Below are 26,241 nucleotides of genomic sequence, written 5' to 3' on the forward strand. Positions count from 1 at the left end.
ATAATGCAAAAAACACCCTTTGATCCTCTTAATCGTCCAAAAAGGCCGTCAAAGGACTACTGGCCTGCGCATAATTAACAGGTTGAGCCAGTTGGGCTTCAAAAGCCATCCTTCCGGCTTCTACCCCCATTTTAAACGCTTTGGCCATCGCTACCGGTTGAGGAGAAACTGCAATGGCGGTATTCACCAAGACCGCATCAGCCCCCATTTCCATTGCCTTGGCAGCATCCGAAGGGCTTCCGATACCTGCATCTACCACTACCGGCACATTGCTTTGTTCAATGATAATCTCCAGGAAGTCAAAGGTTTTCAGTCCTTTATTGCTCCCGATTGGCGCCCCCAAAGGCATCACAGCCGCAGTTCCCACTTCTTCCAACCGCTTACACAATACCGGATCGGCATGTACATAAGGCAATACGATAAATCCTAATTTCACCAATTCTTCAGCGGCTTTTAACGTTTCAACCGGATCGGGCATCAGGTATTTCGGGTCGGGATGGATTTCCAATTTCAACCAATTTGTTCCCAAGGCCTCCCGGGCCAATTCCGCAGCAAACACCGCTTCTTTCGCAGTCCGAACCCCCGAAGTATTGGGCAGTAAATTGAACTGGGGATCTTTCAAATGGTTTAAAATATCATCTGTAGTGTCCGCTACATCTACCCTTTTCAAAGCAACCGTTACCAACTCCGAACCGGAAACTTTCAAAGCCTCTTCCATTAGTTGGTTAGAGCCAAATTTTCCTGTTCCGGTAAATAAACGGGATGAAAATGATTTATCTGCTATTTTTAATTTTTCCATTCTTCAATCTTGTTTAGAGTGAATTCTGTATTGCAAGTGTCAATACACCTACAATGCTCCTACGCTTCCTCCGACAATTTGTCGAAAAGGCTGTCGACTACTGCTTTCTTGTTTTCTGCATGTGTAATCAAGCCGGAAACCGCAATTCCGAATACGCCACATTGCCTCAGTTCCGGCACATCCACCAGCCGTACCCCCCCTATCGCCACCACCGGAAGCACAATAGAAGCCTTGTGCATTTGGTCGAGAATATTCCGGTAACCCTTCAAACCTAATACCGGGCTTAATTTTTTCTTAGTAGTTGTAAAACGCAGAGGCCCTAACCCGATATAATCCACCCCTTCGCCATGCAATCGTTGAATATCGTCAAAGGTATTAGCCGTTCCGCCAATAATAATTCTTTCTCCTAAGCGCTTCCGGGCCTCGGAAGGTCTCATATCTTCCTTACCCAAGTGTACGCCATACGCTTTCACATCTTGGGCAACTTCTACATTATCATTAATAATGAGTTGTGCATGATAACCTTCACAAATCTTTTGGGCTTCCCTGGCTACAACTCTATACTGCTCGAAAGAACAATCCTTCATGCGAAGTTGTATCCAATCACATCCCGCTTGACAAGCTTGTTCGATTGCCTGTAGGTGACTGAGTTGGGGCGTTTCTTGTGATATGTACTGTAACTTGGAAATCAAGAGTTTACTGCTAAAGAGTTTGCTTTATTTAATAAGCGTAAATAGTTGGTCATTGCTCTGGCCGGCTTCAACCATACGGACCCTAACACGGCCACTTCTTCAAAACCATAGTTCCAGGCCTGCTCCAAGGTATGTTCGGAGATTCCTCCCAAGCCCACTACTTTGGGTTTTAATTGTCCTTTCCATTCGGCTATATCCCAACTAAAAGCAGGAATATGATGCTGTTTGGAAATACTGGTAAACACCGGACTGACCATTACATGATCAAAAGAATTGCTTATTTGCAAAAGGATTTCTTTTTGATGCACGGAAGTACCCACATTATATCCTTCGTTTTTGTATCCGGTGATATACGTTTCCAAGGCATTTTTCGCTTCCAAGGTCTCCCGTATCCGCTCAGGAAGGTGCAGGCCTCCCAATTGATATTTTTTGACTAATTCAAAATGATTGTGCAGTACGAGCCGATTACGAAACTCCGGTTTTATAGCAGAAATAAGAGCCTCCAACTCCTCTACCTCATAACCCGGCTTACGCAAATGCAGGCATTCCAATCCGAGAGCGAATAATTCGTGCATGATTTCAATTTCCCGGTCCACAGCTTCCGGATCAGTAATCACCCTTAGTTTCATAATATTCTTTTAGAATTTTGATTCAGGAAATATGCAGAAAAATACTGGGAATGAGGAAAATACATCACAAGAATATCTTTTCCTCATTCGCCCTTTCTACAAAGCTAATTACAAATATAGCTCACTTCCCTTATCTGCAAATTCTTTTGCCTTTTCTTCCATACCTTTTTCCAAAGCTTGGTCTTCTTCTTCCAAGCCATTTTCCTTGGCATAATCCCGCACATCCTGGGTAATTTTCATCGAACAGAAGTGAGGCCCGCACATAGAGCAGAAATGAGCCACTTTTGCTCCGTCAGCCGGTAAGGTTTCATCGTGGAATTCTTTAGCCGTATCCGGATCAAGTGACAGGTTAAACTGATCCTCCCAACGGAACTCAAAACGAGCTTTACTCAAGGCATTGTCCCTGTATTGTGCTCCGGGATGTCCTTTTGCCAAATCGGCCGCATGAGCAGCGATCTTATACGTAATCACCCCATCTTTCACATCTTTTTTGTTGGGCAAGCCCAAGTGTTCTTTAGGCGTTACGTAGCAAAGCATGGCGGTACCAAACCAACCGATCATGGCCGCTCCGATTCCGGAAGTAATATGGTCATAGCCCGGTGCTATATCGGTCGTCAAGGGCCCTAACGTATAGAAAGGCGCCTCTCCACAAGCTTCCAATTGCTTGTCCATGTTTTCTTTGATCATATGCATCGGCACGTGCCCGGGTCCTTCGATCATGGTTTGTACATCGTGCTTCCAAGCAATTTTGGTCAGTTCACCCAAGGTTTCCAATTCCGCAAACTGCGCTTTGTCATTTGCATCGGCCAAACTACCCGGACGCAATCCATCCCCTAATGAAAAAGACACATCATACGCCTTCATGATTTCGCAAATTTCTTCGAAATGCGTGTACAAGAAGCTTTCTTTGTGATGGGCCAAACACCACTTCGCCATGATGGAGCCACCACGGGATACAATACCGGTTACCCGTTTGGCGGTCATCGGGATATATCTCAACAATACGCCCGCATGGATGGTAAAGTAATCCACTCCTTGCTCGGCTTGTTCAATCAAGGTATCTCTGTAAATCTCCCAAGTCAACTCTTCGGCTTTTCCATTTACTTTTTCCAAAGCCTGGTAAATCGGCACTGTTCCGATCGGCACCGGAGAGTTGCGGATGATCCACTCGCGGGTTTCGTGAATGTTTTTACCCGTAGAAAGGTCCATTACGTTATCTGCTCCCCAACGGCATGCCCACACCGCTTTTTCCACCTCTTCTTCGATACTGGAAGTCACTGCACTGTTACCGATATTGGCATTGATTTTCACCAAAAAGTTGCGTCCGATAATCATCGGTTCAATCTCCGGGTGGTTGATATTAGACGGAATGATAGCACGCCCTGCAGCCACCTCGGCCCGTACAAATTCCGGAGTGATCACCCCTTTAGGCGTATTGGCTCCGAAGTTCTGTCCCGGGTGTTGGATCCCCAAGTCTTTAATTTCTTCGATTCGCTGGCTTTCGCGAATAGCAATATATTCCATTTCCGGAGTAATGATTCCCTGTTTTGCATAATGCATTTGGGTTACATTTTTTCCGGGCTTTGCTTTCAAAGGTTTCTGAATATGCCCGAACCGGAGTTGATCCAGTTCTTTGTTATTCAAGCGCTCGTTACAATACTCCGAGCTGAACCGGTCTAGCCTTTCTACATCTCCCCGCTCCAAAATCCACTTTTCACGCACCCGCTCAATTCCTTTTTTTACATCAATCTCAATGTTGGGATCGGTGTACGGACCACTGGTATCATATACGGTCACCGGAGGATTTTTTTCCAACTTTCCAGTCAAGTGTTGTTTGGTATCCGATAAGGCAATTTCCCGCATCGGTACCTTGATGTCGTGGATTTTTCCTTTTACATAGATTTTTTTAGACGCTGGCAAAGGTTCCCTGGAAATGACTTCCTGATTAGGGATTTTGTCTTTTTTCATGTCTGATTTTTTTTGTGGATAAAGAATATTATTTTGTTAAGCGGGAATGGCCGGTATTCTAGCCAATTATCTACTTCCAGCCACTCTTTTCAATCCTTTGAAAGGGGGGGATATTGACGAAATGTATCAACCTCCTTGAGTGGCGGTAATTACGGTGATTTGATCTTGATTTTGCAAGGTGAATGAAGGCCACTGCGGTTTGCTCACCACCTTCTGGTTGACAGCCACCGCAATCCCATTTTTCCCTTTTAAGCCCAGTTCTGTGAGCACTTGCTCTAGAGAAAGGGAAGTTTCATACCGGTACGGTTTATTGTTGACAAATACCTCCATAAAAACACAATGTATAAAAGTAAACACTTGGTTTTGCCTTGTGCCAGAGAACTGTGGTATTGAAAATACACACTCACAGGCATACAATAAACTTCAGGGGGGAGTATAATTCATTCACAATCAGGAAGGAATTCTCAACTTTTCCCTTCGTCAGTACTAACTGCATCAGGTTATGAGGGTATAATCTCAGTTCCTGCCAAAGCCGGAACACCCCTAAAGCTTATTCACACAAAGGTAGCAATAAATTCATATCTGGCAAGAGTTGCTACCGGAAGAACGAAAAGTGTATTACCAGGTTGGTTTTAAACAGGCTATCGCGGCAAATTTTATTAAAAAAAGAGGAGGTTTAGAAACGCATGGTACCTTCGTTATCCACCTCTTGGACGATAGCCTTGATCCGATCCACTTTTCTCTTTTTATCCAATATAACCGGAGCCATGGCCCTGACTTCACAATCCGAAATGGCACAACGTTCGCATGTCGTATTCACTTCTCGGGTTTCCAGGGCCGGATCCTGGAGAAAACCGACCAGTTTTTTGAGCCTTGGGTTGACTCTCAATCCAAGCGTGACACTCACCCCTTCTTCCGAAGTTTCATGGCTCTGTTTGGCGACTGATATACATAAGTATTCGTTATTGCTTTCCCAATAGTCAGAAATCTGCAAATCAGCCAATAGCTCGTTGTGACTTTTATTTCTCAATTTTTCAAGAATGTTAATCGCTACCCATCTTCTACAATAGTGCTCATGAGTATAATTGGCATAAGGGCTATGCAAACGGGACAAGTGCAATTCTTTGGTCATTTTAAAGCCTTTGTGGCCACCATTTCCTTGCAGACGCAAAAAGAAAAGATCATCAATCCCAAAATGCTTGGGTAAGATATTGGTCAAGCGTTGCATGAGCATTTCCGGAGTGACATCGTACTTTTCAAGAAAATGCAAAAAATGAGCGGCCTCCCAGTGAGGTTGCCCTAAAAACTCCTGAACATCCCGGACCAACTCCATTTCTCCCATCAACAATGCAATAGAAAAATAAGAGGCTTTGAAGTTATTCAACAATTGCTCGAAAGAATCCACTTCTACAATGCGTGTAATATAAGGTCTTTCCGTCAATCCCAAATACTGAAAAGCCAGTTCACGGCCCAAAAGAAATTTTTCTTGTGCTGCACTTAGGTTTTGGTTCAGGTACAACACTTTTTTTGCCTCGGAATAATAAGAGCGGCAATCTTTCAACTCTTCGTATTGAACCAATTGTTGACGGTCCACTTGGATACCATAACTACTTATCAGAATTCGGATCAACGTATTGGTGGAATACGGACCTTCAGTACTCAAATCTTTTTCTTGCTTAAAGGCTTGCACCGCCTGCTCCAGATCTTCAAAATAATTATCATACATTTCCTGATAAGAGCGCAATGCCGCTTGGTAAAAATGCTCACTGCGCATTTGGTAATTGCGGGTGATTTTGAAAATCGTACTCAGAAAGGCATTCACTTTATCCGGTGTATTGGTAAACAGCTCAAACAATTTGTAGTTGCTGATCCCAAACATCTCCAGAGGAAAAATCTTGAAAAACTCCGAGTTGAGTAATTCGATAATGGGCTGTAATTTCTTTGATGCCGTGGTCGATACCAAGTAATCATAAGTAACATTTAAGGCTTTTGCCAGGGCATTGATTTTATCTACTTTGGGATATTTTTTGGCTTTCTCTATATCGTGCAAATAAGAAGTAGAAAGCCCGGTCATATCCGACAACTCCTGATAGGAAAGCTTTTTTTGCAAGCGAAGCAATTTGAGCTTAAAGGCAAAAATTAATTTTATTGTTAAGGCATCATCCGTATTCATACTGATAAGAAATGTACTTTAAAACTCCGTCTTTTTCCCGGAATGAAATATTGAGTAAACTTCCCTCCTATTTTTTCTCAATGAGAAAAGCATAACAACCTTGCCTCTGCCGGGCCATTCCACTTTTAACCCACTTCCTTTCAAAAAATCCAAGGTTCTTTCTGGTAGCTATGATTGATACAAAACGACTCATTCCGAAAGCTTTATCAATATTAATCATTTAGAAATGGGAATAAACAAAGATAAAGAAAAAAGTGTAAAAAAAATTTTTAGCGGAATTTCCTCTAATAGAATATTTTTCTTATATTGTGAAAAATTATCTTACTCTTCAGCTCTACTAAGAAAGGCTAAAGCCAATTAGTCCAACCAGCAGCAAGACACCTCTGTTTGATATAATGCCAGAGGTTTACAACATTTCCTGAATTAACTACATTAACTCGACCTTTCAACCCAACAACAGCTAACCGAAAATACCCTGCTATAGGATAATTCATACAAGAAAATCACTATCCGCTTTTTACCTAAATAAATTGAATTTGTTTTATGGAACCCACGGAAACACTTTGCTATCCCACCCTTGAAGAACTCGAGGTAAAAGGAAAGTACACCGAAGCATTTGCTGAAATCTTAACCAAAGAGGCTTTGCAATTTTTAATAGCCTTACACCAAGAATTCAACAACAAACGGAAAAACCTGTTATTAAAACGCCAAGCCAGACAAGAAGCCATAGACCAAGGAACCCTGCCTGACTTTCTACCGGAAACACAAGCCATCCGGGAAGCAGACTGGAAAGTAGCCCCTCTTCCGGCCGACCTATTAGACCGCCGCGTGGAAATCACCGGGCCGGTAGAGCGGAAAATGGTGATCAATGCCCTAAACTCCGGTGCCAAGGTATTTATGGCCGACTTTGAAGATAGTAATACCCCTACCTGGGACAATACCATAAACGGGCAACTGAATTTGCGCGATGCCAACTTGCGCACCATTACTTTTACCCAACCCGGCAATGGAAAATCTTACCAGCTAAACCCGAAGACAGCCACCTTAATGGTGCGCCCCAGAGGCTGGCACTTGGAAGAAAAACACCTTTGCTACAAAGGAGAACCCATGAGTGCCAGCCTAGTAGACTTCGGCTTATACCTGTTTCATAATACCCGGATCTTATTCGACAGAGGAAGTGGCCCGTACTTTTATTTACCCAAATTAGAAAGCCACTTGGAAGCCCGTTTGTGGAACGAAGTGTTTGTCTTTTCACAAAATTACCTGAGCATTCCTCAAAAATCAATCAAAGCCACGGTATTGATTGAAACCCTATTGGCAACATTTGAACTGCATGAAATTCTTTATGAATTGCGCGACCATTCAGCCGGACTAAACTGCGGACGATGGGATTATATTTTCTCTTATATCAAAAAATTCCGCAAGCTTCCTGGCCGCATCTTGCCCGACCGCTCTAAAGTAACTATGACAGTTCCGTTTATGAGTGCTTATTCACAACTAGTCATACAAACTTGCCACCGCAGAGGGGTGCATGCTATCGGAGGCATGGCAGCATTCATTCCGATTAAAAACGACCCTGAAGCCAATGCCCAGGCCTTGGACAAAGTAAGGAAAGACAAATTACTGGAAGCCAAAAACGGTCATGACGGCACCTGGGTAGCCCATCCCGGCCTAGTAAAAATTGCCATGGATGTATTTGATAAATACATGCCCGAGAAGAACCAAATACAGAACTTGCGGGAAGATTTCCATACTTCGGCTTCTCAATTAATTGAAGTTCCGGAAGGAACCGTATCCGAACAAGGTATACGCATGAATATCAATGTGGGGATTCTGTATATCGAAAGTTGGCTGAGAGGCACCGGAGCTGCCGCCATTTACAACCTGATGGAAGATGCCGCCACTGCCGAAATATCACGCACACAGGTTTGGCAATGGCTGCACGCACAAATCCAACTGGAAGACGGGCGGACTTTCACCCAAGAACTATACGAAACCTTGCTTAATGAAGAGGTGGAAAGCATTCAAACCATGCTAGGAGAAGAAAACTATGAGCAAGGGAGGTTTCCGGAAGCCATCCAACTGTTTGACCGATTAGTCAAAGATCAAGCGTTGCGGGAGTTTTTAACCTTACCCGCTTACAAACTCATTGATTAATTACGAATAGCTACTGCACATAACTATTATTTTAAGTTTCACAGGGGCACACAAAGTTTACCCCACATAAAAAACTCTCCCATCATTAAATTAACAAGGGGAGAGCACTCAATAAATTGATTTGTTTCACATCCAAACTTACTAAAAAAAATGGAGACCACTACAAAGAGCCAACTGCTGGCCAGCGATTGGAAAAACAACCCGCGTTGGGAAGGAATCATCCGGCCATACGCTCCGGAAAAAGTATTGAAATTAAGAGGAAGTGTAGAAATTGAGTACAGCCTGGCAAAGCAAGGCGCCCAAAAGCTATGGCATAAGTTGCATACTCAACATTTTGTAGCAGGCTTAGGCGCACTCACTGGCAACCAAGCGATTCAGGAGGTAGCGGCAGGACTTAATGCCATTTACCTCAGCGGATGGCAGGTAGCTGCGGATGCCAACCTTGCCGGACAAATGTACCCCGACCAGTCGCTGTACCCGGCGAACTCTGTTCCTCAAGTTGTTCGAAAAATTAACAACGCCCTTTTACGCAGAGATCAAATCCAATCCATACACGAGGAGGGCGACATTGACTGGATGGTTCCTATCGTAGCGGATGCCGAAGCAGGTTTTGGCGGTAATTTAAATGCGTACGAACTGATGCGGGGCATGATTGAAGCCGGAGCTTCCGGAGTACATTTTGAAGATCAACTTTCTTCTGCAAAAAAATGCGGGCACTTGGGTGGTAAAGTGTTAGTACCCACACAAGAGGCCATTCAAAAATTAATCGCAGCCCGCTTGGCGACCGATGTAATGAACGTTCCCACCCTGATCGTTGCCCGCACAGACGCTGATGCAGCCAATCTGCTGACTTCCGACATCGACCCGGCAGACCAAAGTTTCTTAACCGGAGAACGCACCGCAGAAGGCTTCTTTAGAGTGCGCAGCGGCATTGAGCAGGGAATCAACCGTGGACTCTCTTATGCTCCTTATGCCGATTTGCTGTGGATGGAAACCTCCCACCCTGATTTGGGACAAGCCCGGGAGTTTGCCCAAGCCATCCATGCAAAATACCCAGGAAAACTCTTGGCTTACAATTGCTCACCTTCTTTCAACTGGGCCGCACACCTAAGCGAAAAAGAGATGTTGACATTCCGCGAAAGCCTGGCTGATATGGGATATAAATTCCAATTTATCACTTTGGCAGGCTTCCATGCCTTAAACACGTCTATGTTCGAACTTTCCAAAGCGTACAAAGCCAACGGAATGGCCGGATACTCCGCTATGCAACAAAGAGAGTTTGCTTTACAAGAGGAAGGCTTTACAGCGGTAAAACACCAAGCTTTTGTAGGCACTACATATTTCGATTATGTACAGGATACGATCCAACAAGGCAAATCTTCCACGGTAGCCATGAAAGACAGTACAGAGGCAGAGCAATTTGCTTAAGGGTTTATTGTTAATACAAGGTATTTCCGGCTGCCATGCCAATGCAGCCGGTTTTTTTCTTATCAGATTAGGTACAAAAAAGCCTGATAGAAAATAGTACTACCAGGCTTTTTTTAAAAAAAATCAAAAACAGTTTGAAATAAAAAAAGCCTTACCATTGCTGGTAAGGCTTACCCTAGCAGAGGGTGAGGGATTCGAACCCCCGGTACATTGCTGTACAACGGTTTTCAAGACCGCCGCGTTCGACCACTCCGCCAACCCTCTATTTTTAGTCTAATTCCCCTCGATTGGGGCTGCAAATATGTAACAGATTTTTATTTTCTCAAAATATTATTAAAAAATTTTTTCATCTTTTTTTAATTCGTCTGTAATCCCACTGAGTTTGTCCTTTGCTTCATCAATAGTTGCATTGATTTGAAAGCCTAATAACAAGATATAAGAGATGGCAAACAGCCAAAACATCAATCCAATCATCGACCCCATGGAGCCATATAATTTATTGTACGTTTGAAAGGTTTCCACATAGAAAGAAAACAGCCATGACACCAATACACAAAGCACTGTGGACACTAAAGAACCGATTGTGATAAAGTTCCATCGCTGAGGCACGGCAGGGGCTAAATAATAGATCAGCGAGATTGCCAAAAAGAAAATACAAGAAATGATAACAAAGCGTAGAAAGTTAATCAGGTGAAAAAGGAAGTCATTGGTGAGAATACTGTAGTCGACCAAAAACTTAAGAATAAGTTTTCCATACACTAAGGCAATGATGGAAGCCAATAGTAAAAATGCCAAGACAATATTCAAGAAAGTGGCTATCAGTTGTTTTTTCCAAAAGGGACGCTCTTCACTTTTGTGATAGATCCGGTTAAAGGTATGGATCAAGGACATCATTCCACTCGAGGAGAGAACCAACGCCAATAGAAATCCAAAAGACATCAAACCACCGTGTTGTTTACTGACAATGTCACGAATCATATGTTCCAATTCCCCCATGATAGAATGCGGCACGACTTCATTAAAGAAGTTAAACAGCATTTGATCAAGGTGTTCAACCGGGAAATAAGGAATTAACGTAAACAAAAAAATACTGGCGGGAAACACGGCCATGGTAAAATTAAATGCAACGGCATAGGCCCTTTGTCGGATTTCGTAATTTTTCAGTTTATTAAATAAAATCAACAAGATCACATACAAGGAAATGTCAGGGTCACCAATCCGGATATTTTTTAACAGCTTGGCGAAAGCCTTAAACGCATAGGTTGCAAAAATGTATTTTTTGATTATTCTCATTCACTTCAGGGTTCGTACGATCCTACCGGTTCTGATTTCCATCCGTTGAGCGGACTTTATGCTTCCGGATACTCTCCCAAAAGCCCTCCTACATCAAGAAAAGTATGGTGACAATAATGAGAGTATCTGTTTTGGCGCCCGGCAGGGCCGGTGATTATCCTTGCGGATAAATGCCAGAATAGTATCTCCGGTGTGAATCAAATTTCCTGCCTCATTAAAAATTTCGTACTCAAACCGGATTTTCACCTTCGGTAATTCTTTGATAACGGTTTTGATGGTGAGAAGTTCGTCATAGCGGGCAGGCCCCAGGTACTTGGAACTTGACTCTAACACCGGCATCATCACTCCTTCTTCTTCTAATTGCTTATAACTAAAACCCAAACTCCGAAGTGATTCTACTCTTCCAATTTCGTAAAAAGTAGCATAGTTGCCATAATAAACATAGCCCATTTGATCGGTATCCGCGTATCTTACACGTATTTGGAATTCTCTTAGAAACATTTTGATATCAGTAGTTTACCTACAAACATAGAAAGAATGCGGGAAATGTAGCCTGCTAATCCTTCCGGATCAACAAAATACTACTCACTGATATAATATGGAAATAAGAGGTTTTAGCACTTTTTGAATATCCACCTGATTTCCTTTCAAGAATTTAAAATAAAACTTTTACTCAGAAGTACTCTATGAAAGCAGTTCTGATTTTTTCACCTCACCACTCACTGTCAATACCATGGTAATTGCATTGGTAAGTATCTTCTTAGTAGGTTATCTGTTAATCACACTAGAGCATAACCTCAAAATAGACAAAGCAGCCCCCTCTCTCTTAATCGGCATTCTTACTTGGACCATTTACATTATTTTTTCCGACAAAGAAGCCCATTTAGTCACCCATGAATTGTATGAATATGTAGGTGAAATCGCTGGCGTTCTATTGTTCCTTTTGGGTGCGATGACCATCGTAGAGCTTATCGATGCCCATGAAGGTTTTGAGTTTATCACCAACCGTATCACTACCAATAAAAACATTACCCTTCTTTGGATCACCTGTTTGCTTTCCTTTTTCCTCTCAGCCGCATTAGACAACCTTACCACCACCATCGTCATGGTTTCCATCTTGCGAAAATTGGTCAAAGAAAAAGAGATGCGAATGTTTTTTGTAGGCATAGTGGTGGTAGCCGCCAATGCCGGAGGAGCCTGGTCACCCATCGGAGACGTAACGACTACCATGCTTTGGATCAATGGTCAGATCACTTCTGTCAATATTATTACCAATCTGATCATTCCCAGTTTGATCTGTATGGTCATCCCGGTTACCTTGGCTTCCTGTATGATCAAAGGCAACTTTCATACACCTATTGAGCACACCCGGATAAATATATATTCCAGAAATTCCATCAATATGAAGCCTGCCGAATTAAAATTTGTCAAAAAATCCGAAAGGATGATCATTTTGTTTCTGGGAGTAGGTTCTTTACTATTTGTACCGGTATTCAAATCTTTAACCCATCTCCCTCCTTTCATGGGGATTTTATTCAGTTTGGGTTTTTTGTGGTTGGTCACTGAGATCATGCACAAAAACAAAATGAAGGAAATGAAAGATCCGGTTTCCGTAATTGGTGTATTACGGAGAGTGGATGTACCCAGTGTGTTGTTTTTCTTTGGCATCTTGGTAGCCATTTCCAGTCTTCAAGCTACCGGTATCCTCAAATCCCTTGCTACTTTTCTGGATCAGGCCGTAGGCAATGTATTTGTCATTAGTATGGTCTTAGGCCTATTGTCAGCCATTGTGGATAATGTCCCTTTGGTGGCAGCCGCTATCGGCATGTATGATTTAGCCCAATTCCCTACCGATCATCTGATGTGGCAATTCATCGCGTATTGTGCCGGTACGGGAGGCAGTGCTTTGATCATCGGTTCCGCTGCGGGTGTTGCCGCCATGGGCATGGAGAAAATTCCTTTTGGATGGTATCTCAAAAAAATTTCCTGGCTGGCATTAATCGGTTATTTCGTAGGCGCTATCACATTCCTTTTGATGCAAGGAATTACATTCTTCCATTAAAGCACAAAGCCGCTAATAGGACAATCATTCCCAAACGGCTTTGTGCTTAGGTATTCTCAAGGTTTATTTCCAAAACATGGATGCCCGGATACTGGACACCAGCCTTTCCATATCTTCAGGAAATACATGGCCGATATTACCGATCCGGAAAGTATCCGCATAAGACACTTTACCCGGGTAGATCACAAATCCTTTTTCTTTGAGTAGGTTGTAAAACTGTTGAAAGTTATATACTGATGCAGATGGATTGACAAAGGAAGTAATGATGGGTGATTGGTTTTCTTCATCCACTAAACATTGAAATCCCAATGCATTCATTCCTTGGACCAAAATACGGTGATTCTCTTTGTAGCGTTGGTAACGCGCTTCTATCCCCCCTTCTTCGATCAACTCCCACAAGGCTTGCCGGAAAGCTCTGACTACATGTGTAGGAGAAGTGTACCGCCATTTTCCCGGATCTTGTTCCATGGCCGCCCATTGGTCATACAAATCCAGAGACAGAGAACGTGCATACGTCTTGCACTCCTCCAATGCTTCTTTCTTAGCCAATACAAAACCAAAACCGGGTACACCTTGAATACATTTATTGGCACTACTGATGATAAAATCAATTTGTAGTCCCTTAATGTCAATAGGAATCCCCCCAAGGCTACTCATGGCATCTACGATGAAGGTCTTTCCATGCTGCTTGACTACCGGGGCAAACTGCTCTATAGGATTCAGAATACCTGTAGTCGTTTCGCAATGCACCACTACTACATGGGAAATAGCCGGATCTTCTTGCAACAATAGATCTAACTGTTCTGTAGAGTGAATTTCATTTTCAGTCCTTTGGTATACAGTATGGTCAATGCGTAAATGGGTAGCGATTTTGACAATCCGGTCTCCATAGGCTCCATTGGTTAAAATAAGCAACTTTCCATCCGGAGGAAGAACACTTCCAATTACCGATTCTACCGAAAATGTACCACTTCCTTGCATCAAAACACTGGTATATGTCTGATCCAACCCGGTAATTTGCAATAAAGACTGTCGAATTTCCTGTACAATTTCTTTGTAATCATTGTCCCATGTACACCAATCCTTCAACATAGTTTGTTTTACCGTGTCAGAAGTAGTCAGTGGCCCGGGAGTCAACAGAAGGTAATGATTATCAGCTGCTTGATGTTGTTCCATTGTTGAAAAGGCGAATCAAATAAGTAAACAAATATTAAATTTTGTTTAAAATAAATAAAAAAACAACAGATATGAATCTCCCTTTGAGAAATTTTAGATTAAGAAATTATGAAGCAGCACCCTCTGTATTATCAAATGCATTTAATTGTATATACAACTTGTATTTTTACTTTAACTATCAATCCTTATTTTCTTTTATTAAAGAGGTATTTTGATCAATTCGTCAGATTTTTTTTAACTTAAAGGTGATCTTTCACATGTTCCGGATACTATAAGTAAAAACCCATCTCTATGAAACAAGAAAAAGATCAACAACTGATAGCTCTCTACCGGGAAGCTTTTCCAAAAGTTGCCAAGGTAATTCACCGGCTTGGAGGGGATCTTTCTACTGCCAAAGATCTCTTTCACGATGCTATGATTATTTATCTGGAAAAGGAGCGCAACAATACTTTAAACTTGCATACATCGCCAAGCAATTATATTACAGGAATTGCCAAAATACTTTGGCTAAAAAAGATGAAAGCAGATACCAGGAATACTTCCCTGGGTGGGCTCGAAGAACACTTAAGTATCCCGGAAGATTTTTACCCTGACCCATCCAGTCAAACCGAACGCTTATTACACTATCTGAAAGCAGCGGGGCAAAAGTGCATACAACTACTTCAGGCTTTCTACTATGACAAATGGTCGATGCAACAAATAGCGCAAGAGTTTAATTACAAAACAAAGCGTTCGGCCACGGTGCAAAAATACAAGTGTCTTGAAAAAGTAAGAGAACAAGTAAAACATTCGGATGTGTATGAGGAAGCAATTGCATGATATACAACTTATCGATCAATACCTCTTGAAGGAAATGCAAGAAGATGACCAATTGCTCTTTCAAGCCAAAATGCTCACTTCAGCGGAATTAAAAGAAAATGTCCGTATTCAACAAAAGACGTATCAAGTGATCCGTTGGCTTTCGCGACAACAAAAAAAATCTCAATTGGAATCTCTTCATCAATCCCTGATGCAAGAAGAAAAGTTTGCCAAAGAGGTCAATGCTATATTTAAATAATAATAACTGACTGTATTTATCCATTCCCTGTATCCATCCGCGGTTACCGGAATATTTCTTTTACTCAACACTGCTGCTGGTTAGCAAACATTCAATACGAATCCTTTACTTATCTAATCATTTACTATGGCCATTATACCAACCGTCATAGACGGCTCTACTCGTAGCGCCTATGACATCTATAGCTTATTGCTCAAAGAACGGATTATCTTCTTAGGCTCTGGCATTGACGACCAGGTGGCAAACCTGGTGGTAGCTCAATTATTGTATCTCGATAATGAGAATCACAAGCCCATAAGTTTATACATCAACAGTCCGGGAGGGGTTATTTACTCGGGTTTGGCAATTTACGATACCATCAAAGCGATAAAATCGCCCGTCTCTACAGTGGCCATGGGCGCCACAATGAGTATGAGTACGGTGATTCTCACTTCAGGAGCTAAGGGCCAACGGTATGCCCTGCCTCACGCAACCATCCATATGCACCCGGCCGGAGGAGGCTCCAAAGGCTATACGGAAGATGTACGAATTGCTTACAGAGAGCAAGAAAGGTTACAAAATCAATTGTTTTATTTGGTGGGCAAACATTCCAATCATACCCGGCAAGAAATAGACGAGGCCTTCCGCCGAGACCGTTTTCTAAATGCTTTGGAAGCTAAAGATTTTGGTCTGGTAGACGAAATATTAGGTGACACGGATGATTTGATTTCCCTGGAAGACATTCAATATAAAATTTCATTGATGAATGGGCACCATGGCAAGGAAATCATGTAAATCACCAAACAATTGCGTCCGGCACATTCTTCAAAATGCAATGATTTAATTACTATAAAATTCCTTCTCAAGAGTAGTGCAATCGTATTTCTACTCATGAAAAGGAATTCTTTTATACTGTTACCTTTACTCCCATCACCAGGATGTCATCCACTTGTTTTTCCGATCCTTGCCAAGAATCGATTTCTTTTTCCAATATTTGATACTGCTTGTTAATCGGCTGGTGATGGTTTTTATACAGCAGGGTTTTAAAGTGTTTCGTAAGGTATTTGGATTTTTTAGGCCCTCCCACCTGATCGGCATAACCGTCCGAAGCCATATAAATTAGCAATCCATCCTCTAAAGGAATACAATGATTGGTATAACTGGCTTCCTTATTTCGTTGAATACCCCCCACCGAAATTTTATCGCCTTTGATTTCCTGAAATTCTCCATTCTGAACCAAATACAGGGGCCGTTTGGCTCCGGCATATTCCAATTGTTTATTTTCCAAATCAATTGCACAAATGCTGATATCCATTCCGTCACGGCTTTTGATACTTTCCTGGTCCTGATTCAGGATTTCCCGCACTCCCATATTCAAATAATACAGGATTTCAGCAGGTTGTGTCACTTGTTTGGTATTCACAATTTCATTCAACAAGGTATGGCCAATCATCGACATAAAGGCCCCTGGCACTCCGTGTCCCGTACAGTCCACTGCCGCTAATAAAATTTTATTACCTTTCTGAGTATGCCAGTAAAAATCCCCACTAACGATGTCACGAGGTTTATATAAGACAAAGGATTCCGGCAGTTTTTGTTGAATATCCAAAGGCAATATGGCCTCTTGTATCCTTTTGGCATAAGCAATACTACTGGTAATGTCCTGGTTTTTTTTCAGTAATTCTTTGTTCTTTTGATCCACCTCCAGGTTCGCTGATTCCACCCTCTCTTTTTCCACTTGCAATTCCTTGGTGCGAATGTTCACTTGTTTTTCCAGTTCCACTTTCGCTTCCCGCAATTTGGTAAAACGGTACTGAATCAAGCCGTATAACAGCACCACACTCAAAAGACCACATAGAGTATAAAACCACCAGGTGTTCCAAAAAGGGGGGTGAATGGTAATTTGAATGGCTGCCCCTTCTTCATTCCAAACACCATCGTTATTCGACCCGATTACCTTAAAGGTATATTCTCCCGGAGGCAAGTTGGTGTAGCTGGCAAACCTACGGGTACCTACATAATTCCAATCTTTATCAAAGTTTTCCAGCTTATAAGCATATTGATTCTTCTCAGCGTGTTGAAAACTCAGACCTGTAAATTCAAAAGATATGACATGGTCGCGATGTGAAAGCTCTAACTCCCCGGTTGCTGAGATATCTCTTTGTAACAAATCTCCCCCTACAGGTACACTTTTATTGAAGATCTTAAAATCAGTGATTACAATCTTTGGCAGGATTTGATTGTCTTTGATTTCATCCGTATAAAAGTAATTTAATCCTTGTATCCCTCCGAAAAGCAACTCCCCGCTTGGGGTTTTAAAATAGGCCCCCGGGTTAAACTCGTTACTTTGCAATCCGTCCTTTTGGTCATAATTCTTAAACGTCTCCTTTTCCATATTGAAGCGAGAAAGACCCTTATTGGTACTTAACCACAAGTTGTGATGTTGATCTTCCAGAATACCATAGACGAAATTATTAGGCAACCCATCTTCTACGGAATACAAAGTAAACGTTTCGGACTCCGGGTCAAATTTATTCAGTCCTGCCGAAGTACCGACCCAGATAATGCCTACTGAGTCTTCGTACAAGCTAAATACCGCATTACTCGCCAAGGAATTTTTCCCGTTACTCTGATAGCGGTAAAACTTCTTTTCCTGGGGCACAAATTTGTTCAATCCTCCCCCGTATGTCCCAATCCAGAAGTTGCCGTTCCGGTCTTCCAGGATGGTTCTCACATCGTTATGGCTAAGACTGTTCGCATCATTAGGATCATTCATATATCGCTGAAAGCGCCCGTTTTTAAAGATATTCAATCCTCCCTCGGTTCCCAACCACAAATTGTGGTGCTTATCTTCGTATATGGCCCAAATGATATTATTACTCAGGCTATCGGTATTGCCCAAATCCGCTTTGTAATGCGTAAAAGACTCATCCCTCAAATCCAACTTATTCAACCCTCCCCCACCGGTTCCGATCCACACGGTTTTGTTTTTATCCCGGTGTAGTGAAAGTACCCGGTCATTGCTTAAAAACAGGGGCTTCGGTTTTTCTTTTCGATTTCTCAAATACCGTCTTTTTCGCCGGCTGGAAAGGCTATTAATATACGCCTGTTCTTTTAATTTTTTGGCCTCCGTGCGACTTTCACCGGCATCAAAGATGTCCTTGCTGGTATAAGTGGTAAACTTACCTGTTCTGGAATTGTATTTATTTAATCCTCCGTCAAACGTCCCGATCCATATGGTACCGCTTCTCTCCTTATAGATCATTTGAATGTTATCGCTACTCAGGGTATTCGGATTGGAGGGATTTCTTTGTAACAAATGAAAACGGGCCCCTTGTTGATTCGCTTTGCTTAGACCGGCATTTGTTCCCACCCACAACGTCCCCTCTTTATCCGAGAGCATAGAAATAATATTATTACTCAACAGTGATTTGGGTCTGGTATCACTGTGTACAAAACTTTTGATCCGTTCAGTAGGCAAGTCCAGCATTTTCACTCCTACATCATCTGTTCCAATCCACAGACTACTCGAGTCAGTCTGCGCAAAGGCCAGAATCGAATTACTCCCCCTTCCTTTTTCATCATTGTTTAAATAAGCACTAATCCGTTCGTTCTTATCCAGTTTTCTTTTTTGTTTTTTGCTCAAAGAAAGTTTGTTAACCCCCTTGTCCGTACCCACCCAAATATTACCGTCAAAATCCTCATATAATGTTTGGATATGATTACTCAACAAAGTGTTACGACTATCTTCTTGAAAAACATAACGGGTCACTTTGCCGGTATACGGGTCAAATTTATTCAGCCCTTTGTCAGCCGTCCCAATCCAAAAGAACCCATAACGGTCTTCAAGCATACAAGTAATTTTATTGCTACTTAAGCTTCTTGGGTTCCCCAGGATATTTTGAAATAAGGTAATGGACCTGTCCGAATATTCACCGTTTGTATTTTGAGCAAAAGTAACTTTATGCAACCCTCCCGGGTTGGTAGCGATCCAGTAGTGATTAAGTGAATCTTGTAAAACACCCGTCACTGTATTCGAACTCAATCCTTGTTCACCTTTTCCGGCAAATGCGGTGAAATTCTGATATTGATGGTCAAAAATACTCAAACCAAACTGTGTACCTATCCAAATTTTGCCTTGATGGTCTTCATACAAACAATAAATAATATTATTAACAAGAGAGGTAGAATCCGATGGATTGTGGCTAAACATTTCAAAATCAATCCCATTGTATTTATTTAATCCTCCACGGGTTCCCACCCAGATATATCCATCAGTGTCTTGGAGCATACAATTGATGGTACTCTGGGACAGGCCATCTTCCAAGGTAAGGTTATCAAATGTGAGTGCTTTTTGTTGCGCTTGTGCGGTAAAAGCAATTATTTGCAAAAGTAATAATGAGAACAGAATCACTGTTCGGTTCAAGGATTTACTAGGTTGCATAGTTGTGTAGTCGTTCGGCCTTACTAGCTCTGTTTTCGTTGCCAGAATGTGTTAAAAAAATAAGACAGGGAGCTTTATCCTATCCCGAAAGTTATTAAATAAATTTCAGTTTATTTGCTCAGTGTAATAAGTAACGTGGAATTGTCAAATTTATGGGAACCCGAACTCTTTAATTACATTTTTCCAGCAAGGTCCTGGCCACAATGACCCACTCCTCCTTTAGCGAATGGGAAGACATTGTTTGGCCGGCTCTCTGATACCAATAATTGGCATTACTTAAATCTCCTTCTTTCCGGTGCAAATAGGCGTGTACCCAAGCCGCTTCATTGCCAGAATCTTCTTGAGCCATGTCGTGTGCAGTATCCCAATCGCCTTTGGCATCATACCATAATGCCTTCAAGGCCTGACTGAGTTTGTGCGGTGGAAATGGCGATGCAAGGCTGTTAGAAAACTCTTCAAAATTCATGGCACTATTTCTTTTTATTTAAGAGAAGGTAATTCCTCTAAATTATACAATAAGCCACTAAAATCAAGACAACTTATACCAGCTTACTCCCTCCTAACACTATGACGACAATGCCTAACAGGATGATAAACAGGGATAGGATATATGTAAAGTCAAATAATTCAATATGTTTCGGATTATCTTCCTCATAGATAATCCGAAGCTTTTCTCCTTTGAGAAACATGGGAACTTTGGCTCCCATATGCAATTCACTATTTATTAACTGATGCTCTTGAGTGTGGAAAGAAATGACGGGATAGTATCTTCGGTGGCCTTGTTCGGTTTTCTCATGAAACCCTGAAACTTTTCCGATACTGACTTTTCCTTTGTTCATCAAGGACCTAAAGTGCAATAACTTTTTCATGCCAAAACTTGTAGCCAGAAGACCGATGATAATCTGAAAATATGCGACTAACATAATGTTCCGGTGCTTTGGTGAGAAAAGTAAGTTAAAAATTTTTTCAGTGAATTTCCATAAATATTTCTAAACACAGCTGCATAACAGTACTTTTCTCAACCCCTTATCTTCCCAAAAGCAAAAAAAGCGGGCTTAGGTAAAGCCCGCTCACTGTTTTTGTTGTCGTGTAGCCTTAATATATAACCTTTTTATGTACCACTTTGTCCCCTTGTTGTATACGCAATGTATAAGCCCCCCGTCCGAAACCTGTAAGGCTGATGGGTTCTTCTACCCAATAGGCAGAAGTTCTGGAAGAGAAAGTTTGTTGATATACTTTTTTACCTAGTGCGTCAAAGGCCCAAACCTGTGCCCCGCTACTTACTTTCATTCTTAAAGTAAAATTGCCATTGTCTGTAGGATTAGGATAAACACTTACTCCACCTTCGCCATCGCCTTGTCTTACCAACACCACTTTGGAATACGTACTCGTACCGTCAAAGTCGGTTTGTTTTAACCGGTAGTAGGTAACTGGCCAAGGTTCGGGAGAAACATGTTCTTGATAAGTAAGTAATTGAGTGCTATTTCCTGCCCCGGGAATTTCTTTCACCAGGTAAAACTCTTTTCCATCGTTGGAAGCCTCTATACTGAAATAATTATTATTAACCTCAATAGCTGTTGCCCATTTAAGAACTACTAAATTTTCAACTAATGTAGCATTAAAATATAGCAAGGTAATCGGTAAAGGCTGATCACAAGAAGCACCGCAGTTTACATGATCATTACAATAAGTTAAATTACCGCCACAAGCCCCAAAAAAATCATAGGTAGGACAAGGACCACTACAATCGGTACCCGGACTAACCGCCATCGCCCCGTTAAATTTAATATCTCCTCCACCTTTTATATCTAAATCTACACCTTGGCTGTCCCAATTGCCAATTACTTCTAGATATCCGCCTACTTCAAACTCCCCGGATCCTGAACCTACTATAGAAACCCCTCCATTTACAGTTAAACTATTAGGAATTTTTACAGAGATGTTATTACCATTAAATACTAAAGTTAAGGAACCATTACCAATATCTTCTGTAGGATTATCAAATAGTAGTATATCTCCCTCTTCCAGGGATATTGTCACATTTGTGTATGGAGAACTACCACAGATAGTGGAAAAGTTATAAGTATCACTTACCCCATTGTTCGGAGCTGAAAAATTACAATCAACACTATATACACTGGAATAATAACAAACTGCTAATACAAGCAATAGAAGTCTTTTTCTCATCTTGTTAATTCTTTGAATTCAGGAGTATAATGGCTATGCTAGTTGATCCAAACTGCAATACTAGGGAGTAATTTTTTGAGCTACCGGGTTGGAATTTTATAATTTTTATTTCTTTCTTACCCAAGTAGCATTCTTAGCATGACTGCTTTAGTATACTTGAATACGCTGAATACTAGCAAGTATTGGATTTATTTTGCATTTTTTTGCATAAATACTCGAATTTTCAAAGATCTTGAAATAAGTCAATCTACCTCCTTAGTATAATCCGGACAAAATGTATTTTTTCTCACACAATCCCTAAAGCATTATTGGAACTAAAAGAAAGGTAACAAATACCAAGTTTTAGGAAAAAAATAAATAACGAAGAACCCTAAACGAATTATAAACAAAGAGAAAGAATGGATAGTTATTTACTTTGACTCAATTCAAAATACCAGTCCAATCAAAAAGGCTGGAGAATTGACTCCAGCCTTTTTGATTGGAAAATTTCTTGTCTTTTCTATCAGTACACCACTTTTTTATGAATCATATTTTTCCCTTGCCGGATCCGTAACAGATAGGTTCCCTGTCCATACTTTGCTAAACTCATCGGCTTTTCGAGCCAATAGGCCAGCGCCCGGGCAGTAAAAACCTGTTGATAAACTTCTTGCCCCAAAGCATTATACAGCCAAATATGGGTATCCTCATCTACTTTTATTTTCAGAGTAAAATCTCCTTGGCTTGCCGGGTTGGGATACACCACTATACCCTCATCTTTTCTGCTAACTGACACAACCTTCGAATACGAATACGTTCCGTCAAAATCTGTTTGTTTTAACCGGTAATAGGTTACCGGCCAAGGTTCCGGGGCAAGTTCTTCCCGATAGTTGATGGGCTGATTACTGTTGCCTGCTCCGCCAATATTTTTCACCGGATAAAACTCTTTACCATCCCCGGAAGCTTCAATGCTAAAAAAATCATTGTTGATTTCCATTGCTGTTGTCCATTTCAAACTCACCAGAGGGCTGTTCCATTGAGCTGTGAATGAAAGTAAGGTAATCGGCAAAGGCTGATCACAAGAAGCACCGCAGTTTACATGTGTTTCACAATAATCGGAACCTCCGTCTGCGCAAGGGCCAGACAAATCAAAAGTAGGGCAAGGACCGCTACAATCCGTACCTGCACTCACATGCATTGCTCCGGCCACATTGACCGCTCCGCTTCCGTTCAAATCCAAATCAACTCCCGAATTGCTCCAGCTTCCGGCCACATTCAACCCTCCGTCTACATCCAGTGTTCCCGATCCGTACCCTGTAAAACTTATGCTACTGGCTACACTAAGGGTGTTGGGCACTTGAACAGAGATATTGTCTCCGTTAAATTGTATGATTAAATTTACGACTGACACATTTGCTTCGTCAAAAATCAAGATATCCCCTTCTTCCAAAGTAATTGTGACATTATTGTACGGGCTACTACAGATTGCCGACAAATGATAGGTATCGCTCTGCGCATTATCGGCCGCAGTAAAATTACAAGCGCTACTATTGAAAAAAGCGCACACAGCTATTACTAGCAAAAGAATTTCTCGCATCTTACTAATTTTTTGAATGATTTTAAGAGTAGATAAAAGCTAATTCTGCCCAATTGGCATTGGATAGTACATCTGTGTGTGGCAATAGCAGTAAGAATTTCACCATTTAGGTCTTCATCTTACCTAAGTAGCATTATATGCAAATGTGCGTGTTAAATATTTTTATAAATACGTAGTAAGTCCGCAAGTATTGAAAATTTATCACTCTACGTAAAAATACTTAACACATATTAACGATTCGAAACTTCTTGTGCTCAAGAGATAATAGCCGTAAAGTTGAGAATACAAGTAGTCATTACTCCAACTTACCCGGATAGATGAGGGAAGGGACAATAATGAATAAAGGTCTGATACAAAAAAACCTTCCAGCTTTTAAACACCTGGAAGGTTTAAAATTATCACAAAGTGAGGGTGATTTATTCCACTTCTTTCGTATAACGGATACCTAAAGCATCCCATCGCATTTGCAAAGATTTTAATGCACTTTGGTAACGGGCAAAATCTTTTTGATCAAGATTTGTCCAGCCGACTTCCGCATAAGCACTGATCCGGGGAAATACCTGATGTTCTGTTCGCTCTTCCGTTGCCGTCCATTCCCCCCACATTTGACAACCTAAACCCAGTACTTTTTGATGATATTTGGGGTTCAGACCTTTTGGAACCGGATCAAAACCGTAAGCTTTTTGAAGAGGAATACTTTGATAGTTATAATCCAGATACGTAAAACTATGCAAAGAATTCACGATGTCATATCCTTGCTCTACGGCTTGGTTAACCAGTTTTAAATCTCCTTTCCAAAAATGAATCACTGCACTTTTCGCCAGGGATTGTCCCACCTGTACGTCTTCGGCCGCTTGCCATTCGTGTACGTTTCCACCCAAAATTTCATTCCATCCCATCATACGTCTACCTTTACTATCTATAAAATTCGAAATTTTGTTAGTGAAATAGATCTGCACATCTGCCGGACTTTTCAAACCCTCTTTTTTCATCAACTCCTGAATTTGAACAGAGTTTTTCCATTGTTCGAATTTCACTTCATCCCCCCCTATATGAATCACTTTTGAGGGAAACAAGGCCATGGTTTCCGTAAGTACATCCTCCAAAAAGCGATATACTTTTTGATTGGCCACATTATAACTGTCTTCCATCTTACCGAAAATCACCGGAACTTCTATCTGTTTCCCTGTTGTCCCTAGCCAAGGATAAGCCGCAATGGCTGCACTGGCATGTCCGGGCATTTCAATTTCAGGCACTACCGTAATATGCCGCTCGGCAGCATATTGTACCAACTCTTTGATCTCCTCTTGTGTATAAAAGCCTTCATGAGGTTCACCCGATCTTTTTTCGCTATTCCAGCCGCCAATTTGCGTATCCTTTCTCTTCGACCCTATCTCAGTAAGTTTGGGATACTTTTTAATTTCAATCCGCCAGCCTTGGTCATCAGTCAAATGCCAATGAAATGTATTCATTTTCAACAAAGCCATCTGATCTAATAGCATTTTCACAAATTCTTTTCCCCGGAAATGCCGCGACTCGTCCAACATAAATGCCCTCCAGGCAAAACGAGGACGGTCTTCTATACTCAATGCAGGAATCTCCCAGCTTTTCAGGGGTGTGTTTACCAAATCTACCGGCAATAGTTGCTTCAACGTTTGTACTCCATAAAACAAACCCGTAGGGTTGGCGGCCGTAATTTTTACTTGATCTTCAGTCACTTCCAACTGATACCCTTCTTGCCCCAACTGCTCTTTTAATGCCGGGTTCAAGCGAAGATAAATGGAATTCTTTTTCGCTTTGGCCGAAACCTTTACAGGCAATTTTCCTTGTAATTCCTTTTCCAGGTACTTTGCAGTTGCTTGGGCAGCTTCCTCCGCAAGTATTTTCACTTTTTTAGAAAAAATAAAGGCTCCGTCATGCCGCTGTACTTTTTGCGGATAGGGAACCAAAGGTAAATCTGTTTGGGCGTTGGCACCGGAATGACTTAACCACACACCACACAGAACCAAAAGATAGCTCAGCAGTTTCATTTTCAATTTTTTGTTATGGTTTACTTATTGTATAAAAATAGGCAATTATTTTCTAAATAATACAATTGTGCTCGATAACAATTTAAGTTAAACCAAATTTACCGAGTGCTCTTCCAACATTTAATCAGAGGGATTCATAATGTTCTACGCTAGGAAAAGGATCGTAATAGGCATGTAGTAACTTCTTCCACTCTTGGTACTCAGCCGACTTTCTGAAGCCCACTTCATGGTCTTCCAAGGTTTCCCATTTTACCAGCAAAAGGTAGCGGTTATTTTTTTCAATACACCGTTTCAACTCATGTGAAAGATACCCCTGCATGGAGGAAATAATGGATTCGGCTTTGCCAAAATCAGCTTCAAAGGCTTTTTCCTTTCCCGGAATTACGTCCAGGGTTGCTACTTCCAGGATCATATTTTATGAATTATATACTTCATGATCTACTTTTATTTTAAATCTATCATAACAGGGTATTTAAACAAAATAGCCCTCATAAATCGCTTCTCAATTTTTTACTCCTCTCCTAGTTTTGTCCTGATTATTGATCATCCATCACTGATAACTGGTCTTGGCTCTCTGTATAAATGTTTTTTGTC

The 26,241-nt window shown here is 41.4% G+C and carries 22 protein-coding genes, 1 tRNA gene and 1 riboswitch; of the genes, 6 read left to right on the forward strand and 17 right to left on the reverse strand.

All coding sequences use genetic code 11. The features are described from left to right. Positions 1-28 precede the first annotated feature (28 nt). The 6 genes from AAG747_RS24015 to AAG747_RS24040 form a co-directional block, all read right to left on the reverse strand. Positions 29-799 (reverse strand): thiazole synthase, encoded by a 771-nt coding sequence (locus AAG747_RS24015; protein WP_346823793.1) that lies wholly within the window; start codon positions 797-799, stop codon positions 29-31. Positions 800-858: 59 nt separating this feature from the next. Next, complete coding sequence (locus tag AAG747_RS24020) at positions 859-1,491, reverse strand: thiamine phosphate synthase (protein ID WP_346823794.1); 633 nt, start codon at positions 1,489-1,491, stop codon at positions 859-861. Then, positions 1,488-2,120 (reverse strand): thiamine phosphate synthase, encoded by a 633-nt coding sequence (locus tag AAG747_RS24025; protein ID WP_346823795.1) that lies wholly within the window; start codon positions 2,118-2,120, stop codon positions 1,488-1,490. Before AAG747_RS24025 ends, AAG747_RS24020 begins: the two co-directional genes overlap by 4 nt. A 108-nt stretch (positions 2,121-2,228) precedes the next feature. After that, positions 2,229-4,088, reverse strand: a complete 1,860-nt coding sequence (thiC, locus tag AAG747_RS24030) for a phosphomethylpyrimidine synthase ThiC (protein WP_346823796.1) — start codon at positions 4,086-4,088, stop codon at positions 2,229-2,231. A 126-nt stretch (positions 4,089-4,214) separates the two neighbouring features. Next, entirely contained in the window at positions 4,215-4,418 is a 204-nt protein-coding gene (gene thiS / locus AAG747_RS24035; RefSeq protein ID WP_346823797.1) for a sulfur carrier protein ThiS, read from the reverse strand. 125 nt (positions 4,419-4,543) lie between these two features. Next, a riboswitch (TPP riboswitch) is annotated at positions 4,544-4,643 on the reverse strand. A 121-nt stretch (positions 4,644-4,764) separates the two neighbouring features. Further along, positions 4,765-6,261 (reverse strand): helix-turn-helix domain-containing protein, encoded by a 1,497-nt coding sequence (locus AAG747_RS24040; protein WP_346823798.1) that lies wholly within the window; start codon positions 6,259-6,261, stop codon positions 4,765-4,767. Positions 6,262-6,804: 543 nt separating this feature from the next. On the opposite strand from AAG747_RS24040, the gene aceB reads away from it, so the two are divergent. Beyond that, positions 6,805-8,418, forward strand: a complete 1,614-nt coding sequence (aceB, locus tag AAG747_RS24045; RefSeq protein ID WP_346823799.1) for a malate synthase A — start codon at positions 6,805-6,807, stop codon at positions 8,416-8,418. 150 nt (positions 8,419-8,568) lie between these two features. After that, a complete protein-coding gene (aceA, locus tag AAG747_RS24050) occupies positions 8,569-9,846 on the forward strand; it encodes an isocitrate lyase (protein WP_346823800.1) in 1,278 nt (425 codons plus the stop codon). A 179-nt stretch (positions 9,847-10,025) separates the two neighbouring features. On the opposite strand, the gene AAG747_RS24055 is transcribed toward aceA, so the two are convergent. The 3 genes from AAG747_RS24055 to AAG747_RS24065 all read right to left on the reverse strand — a co-directional run bounded on the left by AAG747_RS24055 (position 10,026) and on the right by AAG747_RS24065 (position 11,640). Further along, positions 10,026-10,110 (reverse strand) — tRNA-Ser (locus tag AAG747_RS24055). Between the two features lie 69 nt (positions 10,111-10,179). Further along, positions 10,180-11,139 carry a YihY/virulence factor BrkB family protein gene (locus AAG747_RS24060; RefSeq protein ID WP_346823801.1) on the reverse strand — a complete coding sequence of 320 codons (960 nt, stop codon included), beginning with the start codon at positions 11,137-11,139 and terminating at the stop codon, positions 10,180-10,182. Between the two features lie 93 nt (positions 11,140-11,232). Further along, on the reverse strand, positions 11,233-11,640 hold the full coding sequence (locus AAG747_RS24065; protein ID WP_346823802.1) for an acyl-CoA thioesterase: 408 nt from the start codon (positions 11,638-11,640) through the stop codon (positions 11,233-11,235). Positions 11,641-11,872: 232 nt separating this feature from the next. On the opposite strand from AAG747_RS24065, the gene nhaD reads away from it, so the two are divergent. Continuing rightward, positions 11,873-13,201 (forward strand): sodium:proton antiporter NhaD, encoded by a 1,329-nt coding sequence (gene nhaD / locus AAG747_RS24070; protein WP_346823803.1) that lies wholly within the window; start codon positions 11,873-11,875, stop codon positions 13,199-13,201. 63 nt (positions 13,202-13,264) lie between these two features. Here the strand turns inward: nhaD and phnW are convergent, their stop codons facing one another. Continuing rightward, positions 13,265-14,377 (reverse strand): 2-aminoethylphosphonate--pyruvate transaminase, encoded by a 1,113-nt coding sequence (phnW, locus tag AAG747_RS24075; protein ID WP_346823804.1) that lies wholly within the window; start codon positions 14,375-14,377, stop codon positions 13,265-13,267. A 291-nt stretch (positions 14,378-14,668) separates the two neighbouring features. Between phnW and AAG747_RS24080 the strand changes: the two genes are divergently transcribed. The 3 genes from AAG747_RS24080 (at position 14,669) to AAG747_RS24090 (ending at position 16,208) form a co-directional block, all read left to right on the forward strand. After that, entirely contained in the window at positions 14,669-15,196 is a 528-nt protein-coding gene (locus AAG747_RS24080; RefSeq protein WP_346823805.1) for an RNA polymerase sigma factor, read from the forward strand. After that, entirely contained in the window at positions 15,177-15,434 is a 258-nt protein-coding gene (locus tag AAG747_RS24085) for a hypothetical protein (protein WP_346823806.1), read from the forward strand. The genes AAG747_RS24080 and AAG747_RS24085 overlap by 20 nt, the downstream gene beginning before the upstream one ends. 126 nt (positions 15,435-15,560) lie before the next feature. Continuing rightward, positions 15,561-16,208, forward strand: coding sequence for a ClpP family protease (locus AAG747_RS24090; protein ID WP_346823807.1), 648 nt, complete (start codon positions 15,561-15,563; stop codon positions 16,206-16,208). 112 nt (positions 16,209-16,320) lie between these two features. Here the strand turns inward: AAG747_RS24090 and AAG747_RS24095 are convergent, their stop codons facing one another. From AAG747_RS24095 to AAG747_RS24125, 7 genes are all read right to left on the reverse strand, one after another. Next, a complete protein-coding gene (locus AAG747_RS24095; protein ID WP_346823808.1) occupies positions 16,321-19,857 on the reverse strand; it encodes a ligand-binding sensor domain-containing protein in 3,537 nt (1,178 codons plus the stop codon). Positions 19,858-20,026: 169 nt separating this feature from the next. Then, complete coding sequence (locus AAG747_RS24100) at positions 20,027-20,323, reverse strand: hypothetical protein (RefSeq protein ID WP_346823809.1); 297 nt, start codon at positions 20,321-20,323, stop codon at positions 20,027-20,029. 73 nt (positions 20,324-20,396) lie between these two features. Continuing rightward, positions 20,397-20,780, reverse strand: a complete 384-nt coding sequence (locus tag AAG747_RS24105; RefSeq protein ID WP_346823810.1) for a DUF3592 domain-containing protein — start codon at positions 20,778-20,780, stop codon at positions 20,397-20,399. A 172-nt stretch (positions 20,781-20,952) separates the two neighbouring features. Then, the gene (locus AAG747_RS24110; protein WP_346823811.1) at positions 20,953-22,044 is read right to left on the reverse strand and encodes a T9SS type A sorting domain-containing protein; all 1,092 of its coding nucleotides are present in this window, start codon (positions 22,042-22,044) and stop codon (positions 20,953-20,955) included. Positions 22,045-22,546: 502 nt separating this feature from the next. Beyond that, entirely contained in the window at positions 22,547-23,617 is a 1,071-nt protein-coding gene (locus AAG747_RS24115; RefSeq protein ID WP_346823812.1) for a T9SS type A sorting domain-containing protein, read from the reverse strand. 416 nt (positions 23,618-24,033) lie between these two features. After that, entirely contained in the window at positions 24,034-25,647 is a 1,614-nt protein-coding gene (locus AAG747_RS24120; protein ID WP_346823817.1) for a beta-N-acetylhexosaminidase, read from the reverse strand. A gap of 124 nt (positions 25,648-25,771) precedes the next feature. Next, positions 25,772-26,059, reverse strand: a complete 288-nt coding sequence (locus AAG747_RS24125) for an antibiotic biosynthesis monooxygenase family protein (RefSeq protein WP_346823813.1) — start codon at positions 26,057-26,059, stop codon at positions 25,772-25,774. Between the last annotated feature and the right edge of the window lie 182 nt (positions 26,060-26,241).

This window comes from Rapidithrix thailandica (assembly GCF_039710355.1).
In the GTDB taxonomy this organism is placed as follows: domain Bacteria; phylum Bacteroidota; class Bacteroidia; order Cytophagales; family Flammeovirgaceae; genus Rapidithrix; species Rapidithrix thailandica.